The 20,653-nt window shown below is 60.3% G+C and carries 16 protein-coding genes, 1 tRNA gene and 1 pseudogene; 14 read left to right on the top strand and 4 right to left on the bottom strand.

Going from position 1 to position 20,653, the window contains the following annotated elements:
- Positions 1 to 143: 143 nt before the first annotated feature.
- The 5 genes from rbfA (at position 144) to AC1DQM_RS25975 (ending at position 4,394) form a co-directional block, all read left to right on the top strand.
- Positions 144 to 545, top strand: a complete 402-nt coding sequence (rbfA, locus tag AC1DQM_RS25995) for a 30S ribosome-binding factor RbfA (RefSeq protein ID WP_028939914.1) — start codon at positions 144 to 146, stop codon at positions 543 to 545.
- Positions 546 to 548: 3 nt separating this feature from the next.
- The gene (gene truB, locus AC1DQM_RS25990; protein ID WP_007933551.1) at positions 549 to 1,466 is read left to right on the top strand and encodes a tRNA pseudouridine(55) synthase TruB; all 918 of its coding nucleotides are present in this window, start codon (positions 549 to 551) and stop codon (positions 1,464 to 1,466) included.
- Between the two features lie 117 nt (positions 1,467 to 1,583).
- Complete coding sequence (rpsO, locus tag AC1DQM_RS25985) at positions 1,584 to 1,853, top strand: 30S ribosomal protein S15 (protein ID WP_011332409.1); 270 nt, start codon at positions 1,584 to 1,586, stop codon at positions 1,851 to 1,853.
- A gap of 197 nt (positions 1,854 to 2,050) precedes the next feature.
- Positions 2,051 to 4,156: a polyribonucleotide nucleotidyltransferase gene (pnp, locus tag AC1DQM_RS25980; protein WP_018929489.1), complete on the top strand. Its 2,106-nt coding sequence runs from the start codon at positions 2,051 to 2,053 to the stop codon at positions 4,154 to 4,156.
- 162 nt (positions 4,157 to 4,318) lie between these two features.
- Positions 4,319 to 4,394 (top strand) — tRNA-Thr (locus AC1DQM_RS25975).
- A gap of 10 nt (positions 4,395 to 4,404) precedes the next feature.
- Here the strand turns inward: AC1DQM_RS25975 and AC1DQM_RS25970 are convergent.
- Positions 4,405 to 4,950, bottom strand: a complete 546-nt coding sequence (locus tag AC1DQM_RS25970; RefSeq protein ID WP_018929490.1) for a hypothetical protein — start codon at positions 4,948 to 4,950, stop codon at positions 4,405 to 4,407.
- 304 nt (positions 4,951 to 5,254) lie between these two features.
- On the opposite strand from AC1DQM_RS25970, the gene AC1DQM_RS25965 reads away from it, so the two are divergent.
- Entirely contained in the window at positions 5,255 to 5,560 is a 306-nt protein-coding gene (locus AC1DQM_RS25965) for a DUF6388 family protein (RefSeq protein WP_018929491.1), read from the top strand.
- 51 nt (positions 5,561 to 5,611) lie between these two features.
- Here AC1DQM_RS25965 and nadC read toward each other — a convergent pair whose 3' ends face one another.
- A complete protein-coding gene (gene nadC, locus AC1DQM_RS25960) occupies positions 5,612 to 6,460 on the bottom strand; it encodes a carboxylating nicotinate-nucleotide diphosphorylase (RefSeq protein WP_019582448.1) in 849 nt (282 codons plus the stop codon).
- 360 nt (positions 6,461 to 6,820) lie between these two features.
- Here nadC and AC1DQM_RS25955 point away from each other — a divergent pair, with 360 nt between their 5' ends.
- From AC1DQM_RS25955 to AC1DQM_RS25935, 5 genes and pseudogenes are all read left to right on the top strand, one after another.
- Positions 6,821 to 9,028 (top strand): DUF1631 domain-containing protein, encoded by a 2,208-nt coding sequence (locus tag AC1DQM_RS25955; protein ID WP_477747049.1) that lies wholly within the window; start codon positions 6,821 to 6,823, stop codon positions 9,026 to 9,028.
- 64 nt (positions 9,029 to 9,092) lie between these two features.
- Positions 9,093 to 9,668: a 1,6-anhydro-N-acetylmuramyl-L-alanine amidase AmpD gene (gene ampD / locus AC1DQM_RS25950; RefSeq protein WP_028939912.1), complete on the top strand. Its 576-nt coding sequence runs from the start codon at positions 9,093 to 9,095 to the stop codon at positions 9,666 to 9,668.
- Complete coding sequence (gene ampE, locus AC1DQM_RS25945) at positions 9,665 to 10,501, top strand: regulatory signaling modulator protein AmpE (RefSeq protein WP_086945991.1); 837 nt, start codon at positions 9,665 to 9,667, stop codon at positions 10,499 to 10,501. Before ampD ends, ampE begins: the two co-directional genes overlap by 4 nt.
- A gap of 353 nt (positions 10,502 to 10,854) precedes the next feature.
- Positions 10,855 to 11,946 (top strand): annotated as a pseudogene (locus AC1DQM_RS25940) (methyl-accepting chemotaxis protein); the annotation flags it as partial.
- A complete protein-coding gene (locus tag AC1DQM_RS25935; RefSeq protein WP_477747065.1) occupies positions 11,923 to 12,852 on the top strand; it encodes a methyl-accepting chemotaxis protein in 930 nt (309 codons plus the stop codon). The pseudogene AC1DQM_RS25940 and the gene AC1DQM_RS25935, both read left to right, overlap by 24 nt.
- Before the next feature lie 35 nt (positions 12,853 to 12,887).
- Here the strand turns inward: AC1DQM_RS25935 and AC1DQM_RS25930 are convergent, their stop codons facing one another.
- Both AC1DQM_RS25930 and cra read right to left on the bottom strand, forming a co-directional pair.
- Positions 12,888 to 13,664: a TatD family hydrolase gene (locus AC1DQM_RS25930; RefSeq protein ID WP_019651087.1), complete on the bottom strand. Its 777-nt coding sequence runs from the start codon at positions 13,662 to 13,664 to the stop codon at positions 12,888 to 12,890.
- A 3-nt stretch (positions 13,665 to 13,667) separates the two neighbouring features.
- Positions 13,668 to 14,663: a catabolite repressor/activator gene (gene cra / locus AC1DQM_RS25925; protein WP_477747048.1), complete on the bottom strand. Its 996-nt coding sequence runs from the start codon at positions 14,661 to 14,663 to the stop codon at positions 13,668 to 13,670.
- A gap of 301 nt (positions 14,664 to 14,964) precedes the next feature.
- On the opposite strand from cra, the gene ptsP reads away from it, so the two are divergent.
- From ptsP to AC1DQM_RS25910, 3 genes are read left to right on the top strand one after another with little or no spacing between them, the layout of a single operon-like run.
- Positions 14,965 to 17,832 carry a phosphoenolpyruvate--protein phosphotransferase gene (ptsP, locus tag AC1DQM_RS25920; RefSeq protein WP_019582441.1) on the top strand — a complete coding sequence of 956 codons (2,868 nt, stop codon included), beginning with the start codon at positions 14,965 to 14,967 and terminating at the stop codon, positions 17,830 to 17,832.
- Complete coding sequence (gene pfkB / locus AC1DQM_RS25915) at positions 17,832 to 18,773, top strand: 1-phosphofructokinase (protein ID WP_018929500.1); 942 nt, start codon at positions 17,832 to 17,834, stop codon at positions 18,771 to 18,773. Before ptsP ends, pfkB begins: the two co-directional genes overlap by 1 nt.
- Positions 18,774 to 18,784: 11 nt before the next feature.
- Entirely contained in the window at positions 18,785 to 20,524 is a 1,740-nt protein-coding gene (locus AC1DQM_RS25910; protein WP_018929501.1) for a PTS fructose-like transporter subunit IIB, read from the top strand.
- Positions 20,525 to 20,653: the final 129 nt, after the last annotated feature.

The following is a 20,653-nucleotide window of genomic DNA, read 5'->3' as shown; positions in this document are numbered from 1 at the left end:
GCCGTGATGGCCAGCCGCATGCAATTGCGCGGCGCATCAGTCGGACTCTAAACGCAACGCCCGGTCTGGCTTTTGTCAGGCCGGGCGTTTGCCGCTTTCAGACCCTTCGGGTTTCACCGTGGGGCAGTAACAGGTAACAAGACATGGCAAAAGAATATAGCCGTACCCAACGTATCGGCGATCAGATGCAGCGTGAGCTGGCACAGCTGATCCGTCGTGAAGTCAAAGACCCGCGCGTCGGGCTGGTCACTATTACCGCTGTTGAAGTCAGCCGTGACGTCGGTCACGCCAAGATCTTCATCACCGTGATGGGGCAGGACAGCCGCGACGACATCGCGCAAAGCATCAAGGTGCTCAACTCCGCCGCCGGTTTCCTGCGCATGCAGTTGGCTCGCGAGATGAAATTGCGCAGCGTTCCACAGTTGCACTTCCATTACGACGAAAGTGTCGTGCGTGGTGCGCACCTGTCGGCCCTGATCGAACGCGCGGTGGCTGAAGACAGTCAGCACCCGGTTGCGGCTGAACCCGAAGACGCCAAGGAGTAATCGGTGGCTCAGGTCAAACGTATCCGTCGTAACGTCAGCGGTATCATCCTGCTCGACAAGCCGTTGGGGTTCACTTCCAACGCGGCGTTGCAGAAGGTCCGCTGGTTGCTCAATGCCGAGAAGGCCGGGCACACCGGCAGTCTCGATCCGCTGGCCACTGGCGTGTTGCCGTTATGCTTCGGCGAGGCCACCAAGTTCTCGCAATACCTGCTCGATTCCGACAAAGGTTATGAAACCCTGGCGCAACTGGGCAAGACCACCACCACGGCGGATGCCGAAGGTGAGGTTTTGCTGGAACGTCCGGTGACCGTTGGTCGTGCCGATATCGAAGCTGTGTTGCCGAAATTTCGTGGGCAAATCAGTCAGATACCGCCGATGTACTCGGCACTCAAGCGCGATGGGCAGCCGCTGTACAAGCTGGCCCGTGCAGGTGAAGTAGTGGAGCGCGAACCGCGTTCTGTTACTATTGCGCGCTTGGAATTACTGGCCTTTGAGGGTGATACTGCGCGGCTTGCGGTGGATTGCAGCAAAGGCACCTATATCCGTACCCTGGTGGAGGATATCGGTGAGCAACTCGGTTGTGGCGCTTACGTGGCTGAATTGCGACGTACCCAGGCCGGGCCTTTCACGCTTGCACAGACCGTCACTCTGGAAGAGCTGGAAGCGGTACATGCCGAAGGCGGCAACGAAGCGGTCGACCGCTTCCTGATGCCATCGGACAGCGGCCTGCTGGATTGGCCACTGTTGCAGTTCTCGGAAGCGAGCGCGTTCTACTGGCTCAACGGCCAGCCGGTACGTGCCCCGGATGCACCGAAATTTGGCATGGTACGGGTACAGGATCACAATGGTCGCTTCATCGGTATCGGTGAAGTGAGCGAAGACGGGCGCATCGCGCCACGTCGACTGATTCGGTCAGAATGACCGAACGAGGGTGGCTGTTAACAGGCACGGTCACTACTCATTTTTAGATACAGGGATTTGTCCCTGGCCTGTTGAAACTGTTTTTCTGAAACGGTTTCCTGATAAAAGGATTGCCTCATGGCTCTCGACGTTCAAGAAAAAGCTCAAATCGTAGCTGACTACCAGCAAGCTGTTGGTGACACTGGTTCGCCAGAGGTGCAAGTTGCACTGCTGACCGCCAACATCAACAAACTGCAAGGTCACTTCAAGGCCAACGGTAAAGATCACCACTCCCGTCGTGGTCTGATCCGCATGGTTAACCAGCGTCGTAAGCTGCTGGACTACCTGAAAGGCAAGGACGTGAGCCGTTACAGCGCTCTGATCGCTCGCCTGGGTCTGCGTCGCTAATAAGCGATTGCGCTAGAGGTTGGTTGTTTGCTGTGTGCCAGCGGGTTTCCCGCAGGTACATGGCAGGCTCCCAGCCTCAAGTTTTATCTGGACAATAGTTTTACCCTGGACAATGACAGTCGGGCCGATTCCCGGCGTTGCCCAAGAATTTCGCAAGAAACCAGTTCCCCCAAGAGCCACAAAGAAGGTAGGACACCGTGAACCCGGTAATCAAAAAATTCCAGTTCGGTCAGTCGACCGTTACCCTCGAGACTGGCCGTATCGCCCGTCAGGCCTCCGGCGCAGTATTGGTCACCGTTGACGACGACGTCAGCGTATTGGTGACCGTAGTCGGTGCCAAACAAGCCGATCCAGGCAAGGGCTTCTTCCCTCTGTCTGTTCACTACCAGGAAAAGACTTACGCCGCCGGTAAGATCCCTGGCGGTTTCTTCAAGCGTGAAGGCCGTCCTTCCGAGAAAGAAACCCTGACTTCCCGACTGATCGACCGTCCGATCCGTCCGCTGTTCCCTGAAGGTTTCATGAACGAAGTGCAGGTTGTCTGCACCGTCGTTTCCACCAGCAAGAAGACCGATCCGGACATCGCAGCGATGATCGGTACCTCGGCTGCGCTGGCTATCTCCGGCATTCCTTTCGATGGCCCGATCGGCGCTGCCCGCGTTGCATTCCACGAAAGCACCGGTTACCTGCTGAACCCGACTTACGAACAACTGAAAGCTTCGAGCCTGGACATGGTCGTTGCCGGTACTTCGGAAGCCGTGTTGATGGTTGAATCGGAAGCCAAAGAGCTGACCGAAGACCAGATGCTGGGCGCGGTACTGTTTGCTCACGACGAGTTCCAGGTGGTGATCAACGCCGTTAAAGAACTGGCCGCTGAAGCTGCCAAGCCGACCTGGGCCTGGGCTCCTCAGCCAGAAGCCACTGCTCTGCTGGGTGCTATCCGTGCCGAGTTCGGCGAAGCGATCTCCCAGGCTTACACCATCACCATCAAGGCCGACCGTTACGCTCGTCTGGGCGAACTGAAAGACCAAGTGGTTGCCAAGCTGTCCGGTGAAGAAGGCCAGCCTTCCGCAGCTGACGTCAAAGCTGCTTTCGGCGAAATCGAATACCGCACCGTTCGCGAAAACATCGTTAACGGCAAGCCACGTATCGACGGCCGCGACACCCGCACCGTACGTCCGCTGAACATCGAAGTGGGTGTTCTGCCGAAGACCCACGGTTCGGCACTGTTCACCCGTGGCGAAACCCAGGCTCTGGTCGTCGCGACACTGGGCACCGCCCGTGACGCACAGCTGCTGGACACCCTGGAAGGCGAGAAAAAAGACCCGTTCATGCTGCACTACAACTTCCCTCCGTTCTCGGTGGGCGAGTGTGGTCGCATGGGTGGCGCTGGTCGTCGTGAAATCGGTCACGGCCGTCTGGCTCGTCGTTCGGTTCAGGCCATGCTGCCTGCTGCCGACGTGTTCCCGTACACCATCCGTGTCGTGTCGGAAATCACCGAGTCCAACGGTTCGAGCTCCATGGCTTCGGTCTGCGGCGCTTCCCTGGCGCTGATGGACGCTGGTGTACCGATGAAGGCACCGGTTGCCGGTATCGCCATGGGTCTGGTTAAAGAAGGCGAGAAATTCGCCGTCCTGACTGACATCCTGGGTGACGAAGACCACCTGGGCGACATGGACTTCAAAGTAGCCGGTACCGCCAAAGGTGTTACCGCGCTGCAGATGGACATCAAGATCAAGGGCATCACCGAAGAAATCATGGAAATCGCTCTGGGCCAAGCCCTGGAAGCGCGCCTGAATATCCTCGGTCAGATGAACCAGATCATTGGCCAGTCGCGTACCGAACTGTCGGAAAACGCTCCGACCATGATCGCGATGAAAATCGACACCGACAAAATCCGTGATGTCATCGGTAAAGGCGGCGCGACCATTCGTGCGATCTGTGAAGAGACCAAGGCTTCGATCGACATCGAAGACGACGGCTCGATCAAGATCTTCGGCGAAACCAAGGAAGCGGCTGAAGCTGCACGCCAGCGCGTTCTGGGCATCACCGCTGAAGCTGAAATCGGCAAGATCTACGTCGGTAAGGTTGAGCGCATCGTCGACTTCGGCGCATTCGTCAACATCCTGCCGGGCAAGGACGGTCTGGTTCACATCTCGATGCTGAGCGACGCTCGCGTTGAGAAAGTGACCGACATCCTGAAAGAAGGCCAGGAAGTGGAAGTTCTGGTACTGGACGTGGACAACCGCGGCCGTATCAAGCTGTCCATCAAAGACGTAGCAGCGGCCAAGGCTTCGGGTGTTTAATTACCCCCGCGCCTGACCGTTGAACAGCAAAACGCCCCGACTGGTTCGGGGCGTTTTGCTGTGTGCAGGAAAAAGCTGAGCGTGGAATTTGGTGTGGCGAGGGAGCTTGCTCCCTCGCCACAAGTTGCCGGACCGCGAGACCGGTGCTAGGTTTAGCCCACAGCCCGTGTAGCTCAGCCGGTAGAGCAGCGCACTCGTAACGCGAAGGTCGCAGGTTCGATTCCTGTCTCGGGCACCATTTTCCCCGCTTACTTCACCTTTCTGCTCAGCTCCTCGACGGTGCGCTTGAGCTGATCCATCGCGCGATCCTGATCGCTGATTTCCCGTTTAAGACTGGAGATCTCGCTGTTGTTCGAGCTGGAGCTGGAACCGCTGTTGCGCTTGAGCTCTTCCACTTGTTTGGTGAGAGTGTTCAGGTCGCGTTCCTGTTCATTGACCGTGCGCTTGAGATCATCAATCTCCTTGCTGCTGGAGCTGGTGCTGGAACCACTGTTGCGTTTGAGTTCTTCGATCTGGCGGGCCTGTTCGCTGATAGTGCGCTTCTGGCTTTCGAGATCGCTGGCATTGGCCTTCACGGTTTTTTGCAGGTTTTCCAGATCATCGATGCTGACACTGGTTCTGACGAGCGTGTCCTTGCCGTATGAATTGTGGAGGGCAGAGATTTTGTCGGAGTACAGCGAAGGGTCAGAGGCGACTTCGACAGCCGCTTGAGCTGCACTGGCCAATGTCAGGCTGCCGAGCAGCAGGGTAGCAGCGGCAAGACGGGTAGACGAAAGCTTCGAAAAACTGCGCATCACTGGGGTTCCTTGTGAAGTGCCGATATGGCACATCGCTATGACTTGGGATTTGAATTTATGTTCCCCGAGGTCTCCAGCATCTCTTGCACACAGCTTTTTGCGGGATAGATGTAAAGAGCCGTGTAAATCGTCGGCAAAACGTCCTATATTCGTTGCCTGCATGAGCATCGCCCAGCAGTTTTCAGATGATCCCGAATGGTTCTGAAGGCCAGACAAACCGGGCTTCAAACGGTTTTTTTGCGTCAGAGAGATCCTTGATGATCCAGATCCATCTTCCATTCCCCAGATCAGCGAGAACGCCATGACCGTTAAAGAATTGACCCAAGAAGCCAGACACGAAGAAGCCCTGAAAAAGTACGTACTGGATGCACCCCAGTTACTGGAAGAGATCAAGGACTTGCCTGCCGACGATCAGAAGGACCAGATCCAGTGGGCGTTCGAGGATGAGGCAGAAGCCCAGGGCTTGCAGCCGTGGGAGCTGACGCTCAAGTACACCTCAACCCCGGAAGAGTTCGAGGCTGCGCGCCTGGCGCTGCACAAGGAAGCGGCCGAGGTATTGGGTGTCGAGTGGGAAGAGTACTGCGAGATGAACAATCTAGTGGTCTGATACAAAAACGCCAGCCTCATCGGGGCTGGCGTTTTTCTTTATGCGAAGAACTCAGAGGCTCAGTCGCATCGACAGATCCACCGCCTTCACATCCTTGGTCATCGCACCAATCGAAATGTAATCCACCCCGGTTTGCGCAATCGGCAGCAACGTACTTTCGTTGATGCCGCCACTGGCCTCCAGTTTTGCCTTGCCGGCATTCAGGCGCACGGCTTCACGCATGTCATCCAGGCTCAGTTCATCGAGCATGATGATGTCGGCCCCCGCCGCCAGGGCTTCTTTGAGCTCCGTCAGGTTCTCCACTTCGATCTCCACCGGTTTGCCCGGAGCGATCTTGTGCGCGGCAGCAATAGCCTCAGGGATGCCACCGCAGGCGGCGATGTGGTTTTCCTTGATCAGGAAGGCGTCATACAGGCCGATGCGGTGGTTGTAGCAACCGCCGCAGGTCACGGCGTATTTCTGGGCCAGACGCAGCCCCGGCAGGGTTTTGCGGGTATCGAGCAACTTCACTTGGGTTTGGGCGACGAAATCCGCCAGGTACTGCGCGCGCGTGGCCACGCCCGAAAGCAGCTGCAGGAAGTTCAGCGCGCTGCGTTCGCCGGTGAGCAGCGAGCGTGCCGGGCCTTCGAGGTGGAACAGCGCCTGATTGGGTTTCACCCGCTCGCCATCGCTCACCTGCCAGTGCACGGCGACCCGCGGATCCAGCTGCCGAAACACGGCATCGACCCATGCAGTGCCGCTGATGACGGCCGCGTCGCGGGTGATGATGGTGGCTTTGGCCAGACGTTCGGCCGGGATCAGTTGCGCGGTGATGTCGCCGCTGCCGATGTCCTCGAGCAACGCACGGCGCACGTTGGCTTCGATTTCGGCGGTCAAATCGGCGAGACGTAGATTCGGCATAACGGGCTCCACAAACAAAGTGGCCCGATTATAGGGCCATGGCGCGAGGCAACCCAAGGCATCAACAACCATCCCGTCGTTCGCAAACCTGCATTTGGTCGATTCGCGTGAGCAATTGACTCTAAGCAAGGGTCTTTCATAAACGTCTGTTTCTTTGGGAGCGCAGAGTCTGCTGGCACAAGAGAGGTCTTTTGCAGATAATTCTGCCTTGTATTTGACGTCATAGCTTTGACGTACCTTTGGATTCCCGATTATTGAATGACAGCGGGTGTGCAATGTTCTCCGCTGAACGCCGGCTGTGTGGCCGGCGTGCTCGATCTTTCTTACCGAACCGAAGAATCACCGTTTCAGGAGGCTTGGATGCACAACGACGGGAATGTAGTGCCTTTGCACAAGGCGACTACCGATCAGGCGACTCATTCGCTGCTCGCCCGCCTGCCCGTGATTCTGCTTCAGGTTCGCGACAAAGCTGCCCAACAGCTCAAGCAGGGTTTGCAGGAGCTGTTCGATAACGCCGACGACACCTTGTTCGAAATGGCCGACCGGGCCCGAAACGATGTCGAGCAAAACATTTTCTTCGAAGCCATGCGCGATTTGCGCCTCAAGCGCAAAAGTATCGAGCGCGGTTTTCTCGAGCAGTTCCTCGAGGCTTTCCTCAGACTCACGCAGTGCGACACCTCACAGGCTGCCTTGCCCCGGGCATTGGCTTTCGATACCTCGGCGTCGCTATCCCATGACGACATGGAGCGTAATGTGGCGGTGGAGATCATGGTCGGCAAAGTGCTGAACCGCGATGGCTTCGCCCTCGACCAACTCACCGCCCGACTGAGCACCCTGTTGGGCAAGAAACTGGTCGAACAGCACAACCCCCTGGGGCCGACGCTGCTCTGCGAGTATTTCCTGCAGGCGGGTCGCAACCTGGGGATGGAGATCAAGGTCAAGCTGATCATCCTCAAGCTGTTTGAGCGCTATGTGCTCAGCAACGCCGATCAGCTCTACGCCGAAGCCAATCAATTGCTGATCGCCACCGGTGTGCTGCCGGACCTCAAGCCTGCCCCGGCGCGGCGTGCCACTGATCGAGCGGCTGCCAGTGCTCACGCCGACCCTGTCGAGGCAGGGAGTCGCAGCAGCAATCCACAGATTGACGAGGGGGTGCAGGAAGTTTTCGCCGCCTTGCAGGAGTTGCTGCTCCATGTGCGCGGCAGCGTTGCGCCGACCCTGGAGGTCAGTGCCCAGACCCAGCCCATTTCCACCCGCGACCTGCTGCGACTGCTCTCGCACTTGCAGCAATATGTGCCGGCGCTGGCGGTTCAGGACGACTTCGACCTGCGTAACCAGCTCGAACTGCTGCTGACCCGGGTCAGCGTCAAAAGTGGCAGGTCGCGGGTGGTCGGGGTGGCTGATGAAGACGTGATCAACCTGATCGCCATGCTCTTCGAATGCATTCTCGATGACCGCAACCTGCCGGACTCCCTCAAGGCGCTGATTGGCCGCTTGCAGATTCCGATGCTGAAAGTCGCAGTGCTCGACAAGAGTTTTTTCAGCCGCAGCAGCCATCCCGCCCGGCGCTTGCTCAACGAAATCGCCGCGGCGGCCATGGGCTGGGGCGAGTGCGATGACCATCAGCGCGACAGTCTGTACCTGCGCATTGAGCAGGTGGTGCAGCGCTTGTTGAACGACTTTGTCGATGATCCGGCGATCTTTTCCGAACTGCTGGCGGATTTCCTCGCCTTCACCCATGACGAGCGTCGTCGCAGTGAATTGCTGGAGCAGCGCACCCGAGACGCCGAAGAAGGCCGCGCCAGGACCGAACTGGCCCGTCAGCGCGTCGAGCAGGCGTTGAATCGGGTGTTGGTGGGCAAGGTTTTGCCGCACAGCGTGGTGGTGTTTGTTCGGGAGGCCTGGAGCAAAGTGCTGTTGCTGACCGGCCTCAAGCACGGTGATCAGTCCGCCGAATGGCACGCCGATGTGCAGACCATGGAGCAGTTGATCTGGAGCGTGCAGCGCCATGACGAACCCGATGCGAGCCTGCGCTTGTTGGCGCTGGTGCCAGGGTTGCTCAAGTCATTGCGCGATGGGCTGAACAGCTCGGCATTCGACCCGTTCGCTACCAGCGAGTTTTTCAGCGAGCTGGAAGCCCTGCACGTTCAACTGTTTGAACGTCCGAGCCTGAACAGCACGCCTGTCGAGGGGCCGATAATGGTCGAAGTGCAGGAGGAAATCGTGCTTCGCACTGCTGACGAAGGCCCGGTCGAAACGGCCTCGGTGCGTTTGCCGGAGGATGATGCCGCGCTACTGCAAGTCGATCAACTGCGCCCGGGGGGCTGGGTCGAGTTTCAGGAAGACGAGGAAAACACCCTGCGTTGTAAATTGACGGCAATCATTGAATCCACCGGCAAGTACATCTTTGTCGACCGTACCGGAATGAAAGTGCTGGAGCGCAACCGTACCGGCCTGGCCCTGGAGTTTCGGCGTGGCGCGGTGCGCACGCTGGACGACACCTTGCTGTTCGATCGGGCGCTGGAATCGGTGCTGGGCAACCTGCGGCGTCTCAATCGCGGCAAGTGATCGCGCGCCGAGGGTCTATCGCGGCATACTGGGCGCCAACACAGTCGTCGTTGAAGGAGCCTGTATGCAGTTGGACCCCGCGAGTGGTTGGTGTCAGGGTGTGCGTTTATGCCCTTCACCCAACTTCAATGCGCGCCCCGAGGGCGAGATTTCCCTGCTGGTGATCCACAACATCAGTCTGCCGCCCGCGCAGTTTCTGACCGGCAAGGTGCAGGAATTTTTCCAGAATCGTCTGGATGTCACGGAACATCCCTACTTTGCAGGGATCGCCGACCTGCGGGTGTCTGCGCACTTTCTGATTGAACGTGACGGCACCGTCACTCAGTTTGTCTCTTGTCTTGAGCGCGCCTGGCACGCCGGCGTTTCGTGTTTTGAGGGACGGGAAACCTGTAACGATTTTTCCGTGGGCATCGAGCTTGAAGGCACGGATGATCTACCGTTTACCGATGCGCAGTATCAGGCGTTGACGACTCTGACCCGACAGCTGCAAAGCGCCTTCACGGGCATCACCGCGCAACGTATCTGTGGGCATAGCGACATTGCACCCGGGCGCAAGACTGATCCGGGACCGGCGTTTGACTGGGCGCGCTATCGTGCGGCCCTGGCAAAAGCCGCTCAGGAAGAAGAGGAGCAACAATGAGTTTTCTGGTGCTGCTGTTAGCGGTCTGGATCGAGAAATTCTCGGCCCTGCGCCATCGGGTTCAACGTGATGCGGGTTGGGTGCGTGAGCTGAACAAGCTTGAAGTGAGCCCACGCATGACCAACCGTCCGTGGCTGATACTGGTGGTGCTGGTGTTGTTGCCGGTGGCGCTGCTGGGGTTGCTGTTGGTGGTGCTGGACCCGGTGGCCTATGGCTTGCTGGCGTTGCCCGTGCACCTGTTGGTGGTGATTTACAGTCTGGGGCGTGGCGATCTGCTGGCCGGCCTGGGGCCGTTTCGCGATGCCTGGCGCCGGGAAGACCTGCAGGCTGCCGCCCATGTGGCCAAACGCGACCTGGATATCTGCGCCGACAGTGGCGAGCAACTGCTGGAACGGGTGCAGGGGCATCTGTTGTGGGAGGCCTATCAGAGCTTTTTCGCGGTGATCTTCTGGTACTTCCTGCTGGGCCCGGTTGCGGCCCTGAGCTATCGACTGCTGGCGCTGGCCGAAGAGCATGGGCAGAACCCGGCCGTGGTCGAGCGCGCGACACAACTGCGCCACGCGTTCGATTGGGTGCCGGTGCGGTTGCTGGCGGCGAGCTTCGCGCTGGTCGGCAACTTTGTCGCGGTCAGCCGGGTGATGCTGCATGAGCTGCTGAACTGGAACATCAGCGCCGCCCAACTGATCGAGAAGGTCGGATTGGTTGCCGGTGAAATTCCGGCGCCGGTGGTCGGCCCGGACGGCATCAACAGCCTGGACCGGATCTGGGAACTGCTGCTGCGCGCGGCAGTGCTTTGGTATGCCGGTTTTGCGTTGTGGACTGTTTTGTCCTGACTCCAATCTACGGCGAACGCTTTTGTGGCGAGGGGGCTTGCCCCCGTTGGGTCGCGAAGCGTCCCCAGCGTCAGTCCAGACAATCGTGTTGTCTGGATTTACGACTGCTTCGCAGCCGAACGGGGGGCAAGCCCCCTCACCACAGGGATATCACTTGCCTGAAAGGGCATCTTCTGTCCGAAGAAAAGGCACCCCGCCGTTAACCTTAAGTTACAAAACCTCCTTCCGATTTAGGCTATACAGAGGCAGCGCCAATAGTGGCTATCTGCTGTCTCTGCGCGCCTGCCAATAAAAATAAGAAATCAAAGGGAGACTTCACAGTGAAGAGCTTGCTCTATCCCGCTGTCGCGCTGATGAACCGCCTGAGCTTCGGCATGAAGTTCAGCCTGATCAGCGTGCTGTTCCTCGTACCGATGCTGGTGACCAACTTCTATCTGGTGCGCGACTCCTATCGCGAATTCCAGGGCACCCGGATCGAGTTGCAGAGCCTCGACCTGTTGGGCAGCGGCCTGAGCCTGCGTCGGGACCTGGAGACCCTGAACAACCTGGTACAGATCAACGTCACCCTGGGCCAGTCCGGCAAGGCCAATCATGTCGAATCGACGATCAGTGCCCTGGAGCAAAGCGTCCTGAGCCGTTTGCAGGGGCTGGCGGCGATGACCACTGACCCGGAGCAAATCACGTTTTTCGATGGCAAACGCGATGAAATGATCGCCGCGTTCAAGGCCCAGCAAGCGGAAAACTCCCTGCAAAGCAAAAGTGCGCTGATCGGCAAGTTGCTCGGCAACGCGCAGATTTTCAGCCAGATTATCGCCAGTCAGGCCGGCCTGAGCCGCGACAGCCAGAGCGACATGCGTCAGCTGAGCGAACTCATTACCAATGTCACGCCGGCCGTCACCCAGACACTCGGCGAGGGCCGGGCGATGGGGTCTTACTCGCTGGGGCAGGGTTTTCTCAATTCGGCCTCGAGTACCCGATTTGATGAGTTGCTGGCGCAGATCGAGAAACTTCAGGCCGAATACGGCCTGAAGTTGAAGGACGCTCTGGGCTCCAGTAAAGCCGCGCACGAAACCCTGGCGGCTCAGGCAGAAAGCAGCAAGACCTCCCTGAAAAAGGCCAGTGAACTGTTCGAAGAACAGGTGGTGATGGCCGACACCCTCGATGCGCCGTGGCAGGCCTTTTTCGATCAGGTCACGGGCCTGATGGACCAGACCTATCAACTCAACGAAGCCACCCTGAAGTTTCTCGGCACCCAGTTGCAGCAGCGGCTGGAGCAGCACCGTACCCACATGGTGTTGCAGGCGGTGGCGCTGGCGCTGGTGTTTGTGTTGATTTTTTACCTCTATGGCGGGTTCTACGCCTCGACCCGCACCACCCTCAAGCGTCTGGGCGCGGTGATGGACAAGGTAGCGGCCGGTGACATGACCGTGACCTTCAGCGCCAACAGCCGCGACGAGCTGGGCGAGTTGGGTGAGGTGTTCACCGGTACCGTGAAGAAAATCCATGACCTGATCGAGCGAGTGGGGCAGACCGTCAGCGAGGTCGAGCGCCAGGCCGGGCAGGTCGAAAGCGTGTCCGCCCAGAGCAACCAGGCGGTAGCGGGGCAGCGTACGCAGATCGAACAGGTCGCCACCGCGATGAACCAGATGTCGGCCACTTCCCAGGAGGTGGCGCGCAGTGCCTCTGCGGCCGTCAGCAGTGCCCACAGCGTCAATGACGAGACCGTCAGCGGTCGCGGATTGGTGGAGTCCCAGCAGGGCAGCATCGCTGCACTGGCCAGCGAAATCGATCAGTCGGTGCGGGTGATCAATCAACTGGCCAGCGACAGTCAGTCCATCAGTCGTGTGCTGGAGGTGATCAAAAGCATTGCCGAACAGACCAACCTGCTGGCCCTCAACGCCGCCATTGAAGCCGCCCGCGCGGGCGAGCAGGGCCGGGGTTTTGCGGTGGTGGCGGATGAGGTGCGGACCCTGGCCAAGCGCACCCAGCAATCGACCGAAGAAATCGAGCAGATGATCGCCAAGTTGCACAGCGGTGTCGGTGCGGCGGTCAAGGCAATGGGCACCAGCCATCAGATGGCTAGCGGCACGGTCGGGCAGTCGGAAAAGGTCCAGCAGGCGCTGGAAAACATCCTCGGCGCCGTCGGCATGATCGTCGACCAGAACCAGCAGATTGCCGCTGCGGTAGAGCAGCAGACCGCTGTGGCCCACGACATCGACCAGAACATCGTCGAGATCAACCGCGCCGGCGAGCGCACCGCCGAAGGCGCGCACCAGACCGAGAATGCGAGCAGAGCGCTGTCGGCGCAGGTGGTGGAGCTCAAGCAGTTGATCAGTGCGTTCCGGGTTTGATGCCACGAAGCAGATCAAATGTGGGAATCAACGGATTACCAGTTGAACAGCTCACAGGCGTTGGCCGTGCTGGCAGCGGCCAGTTGTTCGGGGCTGATCGTCATGAGGGTGGCCAGTGCCTCGCAGATCGCCGGCAAATGGGCCGGGCTGTTGCGTTGGCCGGGGAACATGGCGGGGGCCATGTCCGGTGAGTCGGTTTCCAGTACCACCGATTCAAGGGGCAAACCGGCAATCACCCGGTGCATGCGCAAGGCTTGTGGCCAGGTCGCGGCGCCGCCGAGGCCGAGTTTGAAACCGAGCTTGATGTATTCGCGAGCCTCTTCCTGGCTGCCGGCGAAGGCATGAATGATCCCCGCCCGTTTCAAGCGAAACCGTTTGAGTGTGGCGATCACCGCTGCGTGGCTGCGTCGCACATGAATCAATGCTGGAAGATTGAAGTCCGCCGCCAGTTGCAGTTGGGCGTCGAACAGCGTTTGCTGACGTTCACGATCCAGAGTTTCGATGAAGTAATCCAGACCGATCTCGCCCACCGCGCATAGCTGGCGATGGCCCGCTAACCGCGTCAGCCAGTCACCGAGTTCGGTCAAATCTTCAGGGCGATGGTCATCCAGATACACCGGGTGCAAACCAAACGCCGCGTGCAGATCGGGATCGCTTTGCACCAGCTCCCAGACCCGCTGCCAATTGGCCTGATACACCCCCAGCACCACCATCCGCCGCACGCCGAGGGCGCGGCTCTCGGCCAGCAGCGCCTGACGATCCGGGTCGAAGTCCGGAAAGTCCAGGTGAGTGTGGGTGTCGATCAGTTCCACGGTTCAGTCCTGAAGAATACGCTGCTTGAACGTCCGCGCGATGGCCTGCACGCCGGGCTGGTAATCGGCCTGTTCGATGGCGGTCACTGCCAGTTCCAGGGCTTTGTCGGCGATCAGTTGATGCTGCTGGGCCATGGCGTTGACCGGCAGCGGCAGGAAGTCCAGCAACTGCGTATCACCAAAGGTGCCCAGGCGCAGCGGGCGGCTTTTCAGCGGGAAATCGTGCAAGGCATCGAACACGCCCTGAAGCAGCACGTAGGAGGTGGTCACCAGCGCATCCGGCAAATGGCCCAGGCGTTGGATCAATTCTTCCATCAGTTGTTTGCCGCACTCACGGCTGAACGACTCGCCGTGCTCGATCAGCGCCTCGCCTTTGAAACCGTTCAGCGCTTCCTTGAAGCCCGTTGCCCGCTCCTGGCTGATACTCAATTCAGGGCGTGCGCCGAGCAGCGCGATCTGTTTTGGCAGCGGGGTCAGCAGGCTGCGGGTCAGGTGCAGGCTGGCTTCGCGATCATCGCTGATCACCGAGCAGAAATGCTCGGGCTCCATCACCCGGTCGATGGCGATGATCGGAATGCCTTTGGCCTGCAACTGGCGATAGCTGTCGTCACCGGCCGGCAGGCAACTGGCGACGATCAGCGCATCGCAGCGGCGGGCGCGGAACAGTTGCAGCAATTGCCGTTCGCTGTCCGGCGCATCGTCGGAGCTGGCGATCAGCAGCTGATAGCCGCGCGCCCGGGCGCCTTGTTCCAGCAGTTTGGCGATTCGCGCGTAACTGGGGTTTTCCAGGTCCGGCAGAATGAAGCCCAGGGTGCGGGTGTGCCGACTGCGCAGCCCGGCGGCCTGCGGGTTGGGTGTGAAGCCATGTTGTTCGACCACTGCCCGCACGCGCTCGACAGTGGCGCTGCTGATGCGTTGCTGTTCGGCCTTGCCATTGATGACGTAACTGGCGGTGGTCACGGAGACACCGGCCAATTGTGCAATATCACTGAGTTTCAACCCGGTATTCCTTGTTTTTAGAGCGTGCCCCGACATTTTCGCCAATCCTACCCGATTGAGGCAGGCGACCATTGTCGCAGCACATCCGATAATTGGACTTCAAGGATGAGACATTATCGAGTAACGTGCCTAAGATTCTAGATTAAACGTTTCAGCAGGCGTATTTTCTACGTTATAGGTCGCTTTGGCCGGTTCTGCCGCGAAACCGCCAAAACTGCGTCTGAAAAGGTGTTCTCAAAACGCCTAAGCTGAATCAATCAAAACAATACCTGGCGTCACACGGCGCCAAAAAGGAGAAAGCATGCTCGAGCTCACCATAGAGCAGATATCCATGGGCCAGTCGGCTGTGGATAAAGCCACCGCCTTGCAATTGCTCGCTGACCGACTCGTGACCGATGGCCTGGTGGCCGACGGTTACCTCGCAGGCTTGCAGGCCCGGGAAGCCCAGGGCTCGACCTTTCTCGGCCAAGGTATTGCCATCCCCCATGGCACTCCCGAAACCCGCGATCAGGTATTCGCCACTGGCGTGCGGCTGATGCAGTTTCCTGACGGCGTGGACTGGGGCAATGGCCAGATCGTTTATCTGGCCATCGGTATCGCCGCCAAATCCGATGAACACCTGCGCCTACTGCAACTGCTGACCCGTGCCCTCGGTGAAACCGATCTGGGCCAGGCCCTGCGCCGCGCCAGTTCCGCCGAGGCCTTGCTGAAATTGCTGCAAGGCGCGCCACAAGAGCTGGCACTGGACGCACAGATGATCGGCCTCGGTGTGTCCGCCGATGACTTCGAAGAGCTGGTTTGGCGCGGTGCCCGTTTGCTGCGTCAGGCCGATTGCGTGAGCAACGGTTTTGCCGGCGTCTTGCAGCAGGTCGAAGCGCTGCCGCTGGGCGATGGCCTGTGGTGGCTGCACAGCGAGCAAACAGTGAAGCGTCCCGGCCTGGCGTTCGTTACCCCGGACAAACCCATCCGCTACCTCGGTCAGCCGCTGAGCGGGCTGTTCTGCCTGGCCAGCCTCGGTGAAGCCCATCAGGCGCTGCTCGAACGTCTTTGCGCGTTGCTGATTGAAGGTCGCGGCCATGAATTGGGCCGTGCCACCAGTAGCCGCGCGGTGCTGGAAGTCCTTGGCGGTGAAGTGCCGGCGGACTGGCCGAGCGCACGCATTGCCCTGGCCAACGCCCACGGTTTGCATGCGCGCCCGGCGAAGATCCTCGCGCAATTGGCGAAAAGTTTTGAAGGCGAGATCCGTATACGCATCGTCGATGGCCACGACAGCGCGGTGTCGGTGAAGAGTTTGAGCAAACTGCTCAGCCTTGGCGCCCGTCGCGGTCAGGTGCTGGAGCTCATCGCCGAACCGGTCATCGCCGCCGACGCCTTGCCGGCCTTGCTGGCGGCCATCGAAGAAGGCCTCGGTGAAGAAGTCGAGCCGCTGCCCGTGGTAAGCCAGCAGCGCGAAGTGCTCGTGGAGGTGGAGGTCGCCGAAACACTGCTCGCGCCAGCGTCCGGCAGCCTGATTCAGGCGATTGCCGCGGCACCGGGGATCGCCATCGGCCCGGCGCATATTCAAGTGCTGCAAGTCATCGATTACCCGCTGCGCGGTGAGTCCGCGGCCATCGAGCGCGAGCGTCTCAAGCAAGCGCTGGCCGATGTGCGTCGTGACATCGAAGGCCTGATCGAGCGCAGCAAGGCCAAAGCGATTCGCGAGATTTTCATCACCCATCAGGAAATGCTCGACGATCCGGAATTGACCGACGAAGTCGAAACCCGCCTCAAGCAAGGTGAAAGCGCCGAAGCGGCGTGGATGACGGTGATCGAAGCCGCCGCCAAACAACAGGAAGCGCTGCAGGACGCGTTGCTCGCCGAACGTGCCGCCGACTTGCGCGACATTGGCCGTCGGGTGCTGGCGCATTTGTGTGGCGTCGAAACGCCTGCGGAGCCTGCGCAACCGTACATTCTGGTGATGGACGAAGTCGGCCCGTCGGATGTGGCGCGTCTTGATCCGACGCGCGTCGCCGGCATTCTCACCGCTCGCGGTGGTGCCACGGCCCACAGTGCGATTGTCGCCCGGGCCCTGGGTATTCCGGCACTGGTGGGCGCCGGCGCCGCCGTGTTGCTGCTGAAACCGGGCACGCCGCTGTTGATCGATGGCCAACGCGGCCGCCTGCACGTGGACGCCGATGCCGCGACCTTGCAGCGCGCCACCGAAGAGCGCGACACCCGCGAACTGCGCCTCAAAGCCGCCGCCGAACAACGCCATCAACCGGCGCTGACCACCGACGGCCACCCCGTGGAAGTGTTCGCCAATATCGGTGAAAGCGCTGGCGTCACCAGCGCGGTGGAGCAGGGCGCCGAAGGCATTGGCCTGTTGCGCACCGAACTGATTTTCATGGCTCATTCACAAGCACCGGACGAGGCCACCCAGGAAGTCGAATACCGTCGCGTACTCGATGGCCTGGCCGGGCGACCGCTGGTGGTGCGCACCCTCGACGTCGGTGGCGACAAACCGCTGCCGTACTGGCCGATCGCCAAAGAAGAGAACCCGTTCCTCGGTGTGCGTGGCATTCGCCTGACCCTGCAACGTCCGCAGGTCATGGAAGCGCAATTGCGCGCCTTGCTGCGTGCGGCGGATAACCGTCCCTTGCGGATCATGTTCCCGATGGTCGGCAGCGTCGATGAGTGGCGCCAGGCTCGGGACATGACCGAACGTCTGCGTCTGGAAATCCCGGTCGCCGATCTGCAACTGGGGATCATGATCGAAGTGCCGTCGGCCGCCTTGCTGGCGCCGGTATTGGCCAAGGAAGTGGACTTCTTCAGCGTCGGCACCAACGACCTGACGCAGTACACCCTGGCCATCGACCGTGGTCATCCCACTTTGTCGGCCCAGGCTGACGGCTTGCACCCGGCGGTGCTGCAACTGATCGACATCACCGTGCGTGCGGCTCATGCTCATGGCAAGTGGGTCGGCGTGTGCGGTGAACTGGCGGCCGATCCGCTGGCGGTGCCGGTGCTGGTGGGCCTGGGTGTGGATGAGTTGAGCGTGTCGGGCCGCAGCATTGCCGAGGTCAAGGCGCGCATTCGCGAACTCAGCCTGACCCAGACTCAAACCCTTGCCCAACAGGCCCTGGCCGTGGGCAGCGCGAACGAAGTCCGCGCATTAGTGGAGGCGCTGTAATGGCCAAGATCTTAACCCTGACCCTCAACCCGGCGCTGGACCTTACCGTTCAATTGCCGATGCTTGTGCCCGGTCAGGTCAATCGCAGCGACGAAATGCACACCCATGCCGCCGGCAAAGGGGTGAACGTGGCGCAGGTGCTGGCCGACCTCGGGCATCAGCTGACCGTCAGCGGATTTCTCGGGGAAGATAACCTTCAGGCGTTCGAAACCCTGTTCGCCAAACGCGGCTTCACCGACGCGTTTATCCGCGTCCCCGGCGAGACCCGCAGCAATATCAAACTGGCGGAAAACGATGGGCGCATCACCGATATCAACGGCCCGGGGCCGCGGGTCAGTGAAGCGGCGCAGCAGGCTTTGCTTGATCGGCTCGACCAGATTGCACCAGGGCATGACGCCGTCGTGGTGGCCGGCAGTTTGCCCCGTGGTGTGAGTGCTCAATGGTTGCGGGAGTTGATCCTGCGCTTGAAAAAACGCGGCTTGAACGTTGCGCTCGACACCAGCGGTGAAGCCTTGCGTGCCGGCCTGTCGGCCGGCCCGTGGCTGATCAAACCCAACACCGAAGAGCTGGCTGAGGCACTGGATTGCGAAGTGGTTTCCGTGGGCGCCCAAGCCGAGGCCGCGAGCCGTTTGCACGCTCATGGCATCGAGCACGTGGTGATTTCCCACGGTGCCGACGGGGTGAACTGGTTCAGTGTCGGCTCGGCGATGCATGCCACACCGCCCAAGGTCAGCGTGGTCAGTACCGTCGGTGCGGGGGATTCGTTGCTGGCGGGCATGTTGCACGGCTTGCTCAGTGCCGATACGCCTGAACAGACCTTGCGCACCGCCACTGCGATCGCAGCCATGGCCGTCACCCAGATCGGTTTTGGCATCGGCGACGCCGCGCAACTGGCGCAGCTCGAACAGGGCGTGCGCGTGCGCCCCCTGACAGAACAATAAGAGGGTTTGCAATGAAATTAGCCATTGTTACGGCCTGCCCGAACGGCATGGTCACCAGTGTGCTGTGTGCTCGTCTGCTCGATGCAGCGGCCCAGCGTCAGGGCTGGAGCACCAGTGTCGAAGTCGTGGATGCAGCCCATCCGGAACGTCAATTGTCGGCGGCGATCATCGAGGCCGCCGAGTGGGTGTTGCTGGTCACCAGCGCACCGGTGGATATGTCACGGTTTATCGGCAAACGGGTGTTCCAGAGCACCCCGGCCCAGGCTCTGCAAGATGTCGAAGCGGTGCTGCGCCGTGGGGTAGAGGAAGCCGAGGTTTACGTCGCGCCCGCAGCCACCGCTGAACCTGCCGCGGTTGCTAAACAGGCGCCACGCCTGGTGGCCGTCACCGCGTGCCCGACCGGTGTCGCCCACACCTTCATGGCCGCCGAAGCCTTGCAGCAAGCGGCCAAGCGTCTGGGTTACGACCTGCAAGTGGAAACCCAGGGCTCGGTCGGCGCACGCAATCCGCTTAGTGCAGAGGCGATTGCCAATGCCGACGTGGTGCTGCTGGCGGCAGACATCGAAGTTGCCACCGAGCGTTTCGCCGGCAAGAAAATCTACCGCTGCGGCACAGGCATCGCCCTGAAACAGGCCGAAGCGACGCTGAACAAAGCCCTGGCCGAAGGCAAGCAGGAAAGCGCTGCGACCGGCGCCAAAGGCCCGGCCAAGCAAGAGAAGACCGGTATCTACAAACACCTGCTGACCGGTGTCTCGTACATGTTGCCGATGGTGGTGGCGGGCGGTCTGATGATTGCCTTGTCCTTCGTGTTCGGCATCACCGCGTTCAAGGAGCAAGGCACGCTCGCGGCGGCGCTGATGCAGATCGGCGGCGAGAGCGCGTTCAAACTGATGGTGCCGCTGCTGGCGGGTTATATCGCCTACTCGATCGCTGACCGTCCGGGCCTGGCGCCGGGGATGATCGGTGGTTTGCTGGCGAGCACGCTCGGTGCCGGTTTCATCGGTGGGATCATTGCCGGTTTCATTGCTGGCTATGCGGCTCAGGCGATCAATCGCTATGCGCGCTTGCCGCAAAGTCTTGAGGCGCTGAAACCGATCCTGATCATTCCGTTGCTGGCGAGCCTGTTTACCGGTCTGGTGATGATCTACGTGGTTGGCAAACCGGTGGCCGGGATGCTTGCGGGGCTTACCCATTTCCTCGACAGCATGGGCACCACCAACGCGATTCTGCTCGGTGTGCTGCTGGGCGGCATGATGTGCGTCGACCTTGGTGGGCCGATCAACAAGGCGGCTTACGCGTTTTCGGTGGGGCTGCTGGCATCGCAGAGTTATGCACCGATGGCCGCGACCATGGCCGCCGGCATGGTGCCGCCGATTGGCCTGGGCATCGCCACGTTGATTGCCCGGCGCAAGTTCGCCCAGACGGAACGCGAGGCCGGTAAAGCGGCGCTGGTGCTGGGGCTGTGCTTTATCTCCGAAGGGGCGATTCCGTTCGCGGCCAAAGACCCGCTGCGGGTGATTCCGGCGAGCATCGCCGGCGGTGCGCTGACCGGCGCGTTGTCGATGTACTTCGGCTGCAAACTCATGGCGCCGCACGGTGGATTGTTTGTGATGCTGATTCCGAATGCGATCAACCATGCGCTGTTGTATCTGCTGGCGATCGTGGCCGGGAGTCTGCTGACGGCGGTGGTGTATTCGGTGCTCAAGCGACCGGAAACAGTGGAACTGGCGCTGGAGCCGGCTAACGCTTAACAGCCAAAGATCGCAGCCTTTGGCAGCTCCCGGCCAGAACAGTGTTCGACCGCGATATGGCGGCGTACATCGAGCCTGGAGCTGCTGGAGGGTGCGATCTTTTTTGTGTCATACCTGATTCATGCGGCC

The sequence above is a fragment of the Pseudomonas sp. 01L34 genome (assembly GCF_056400265.1).
This window is presented reverse-complemented; position numbering and strand designations above follow the sequence as displayed.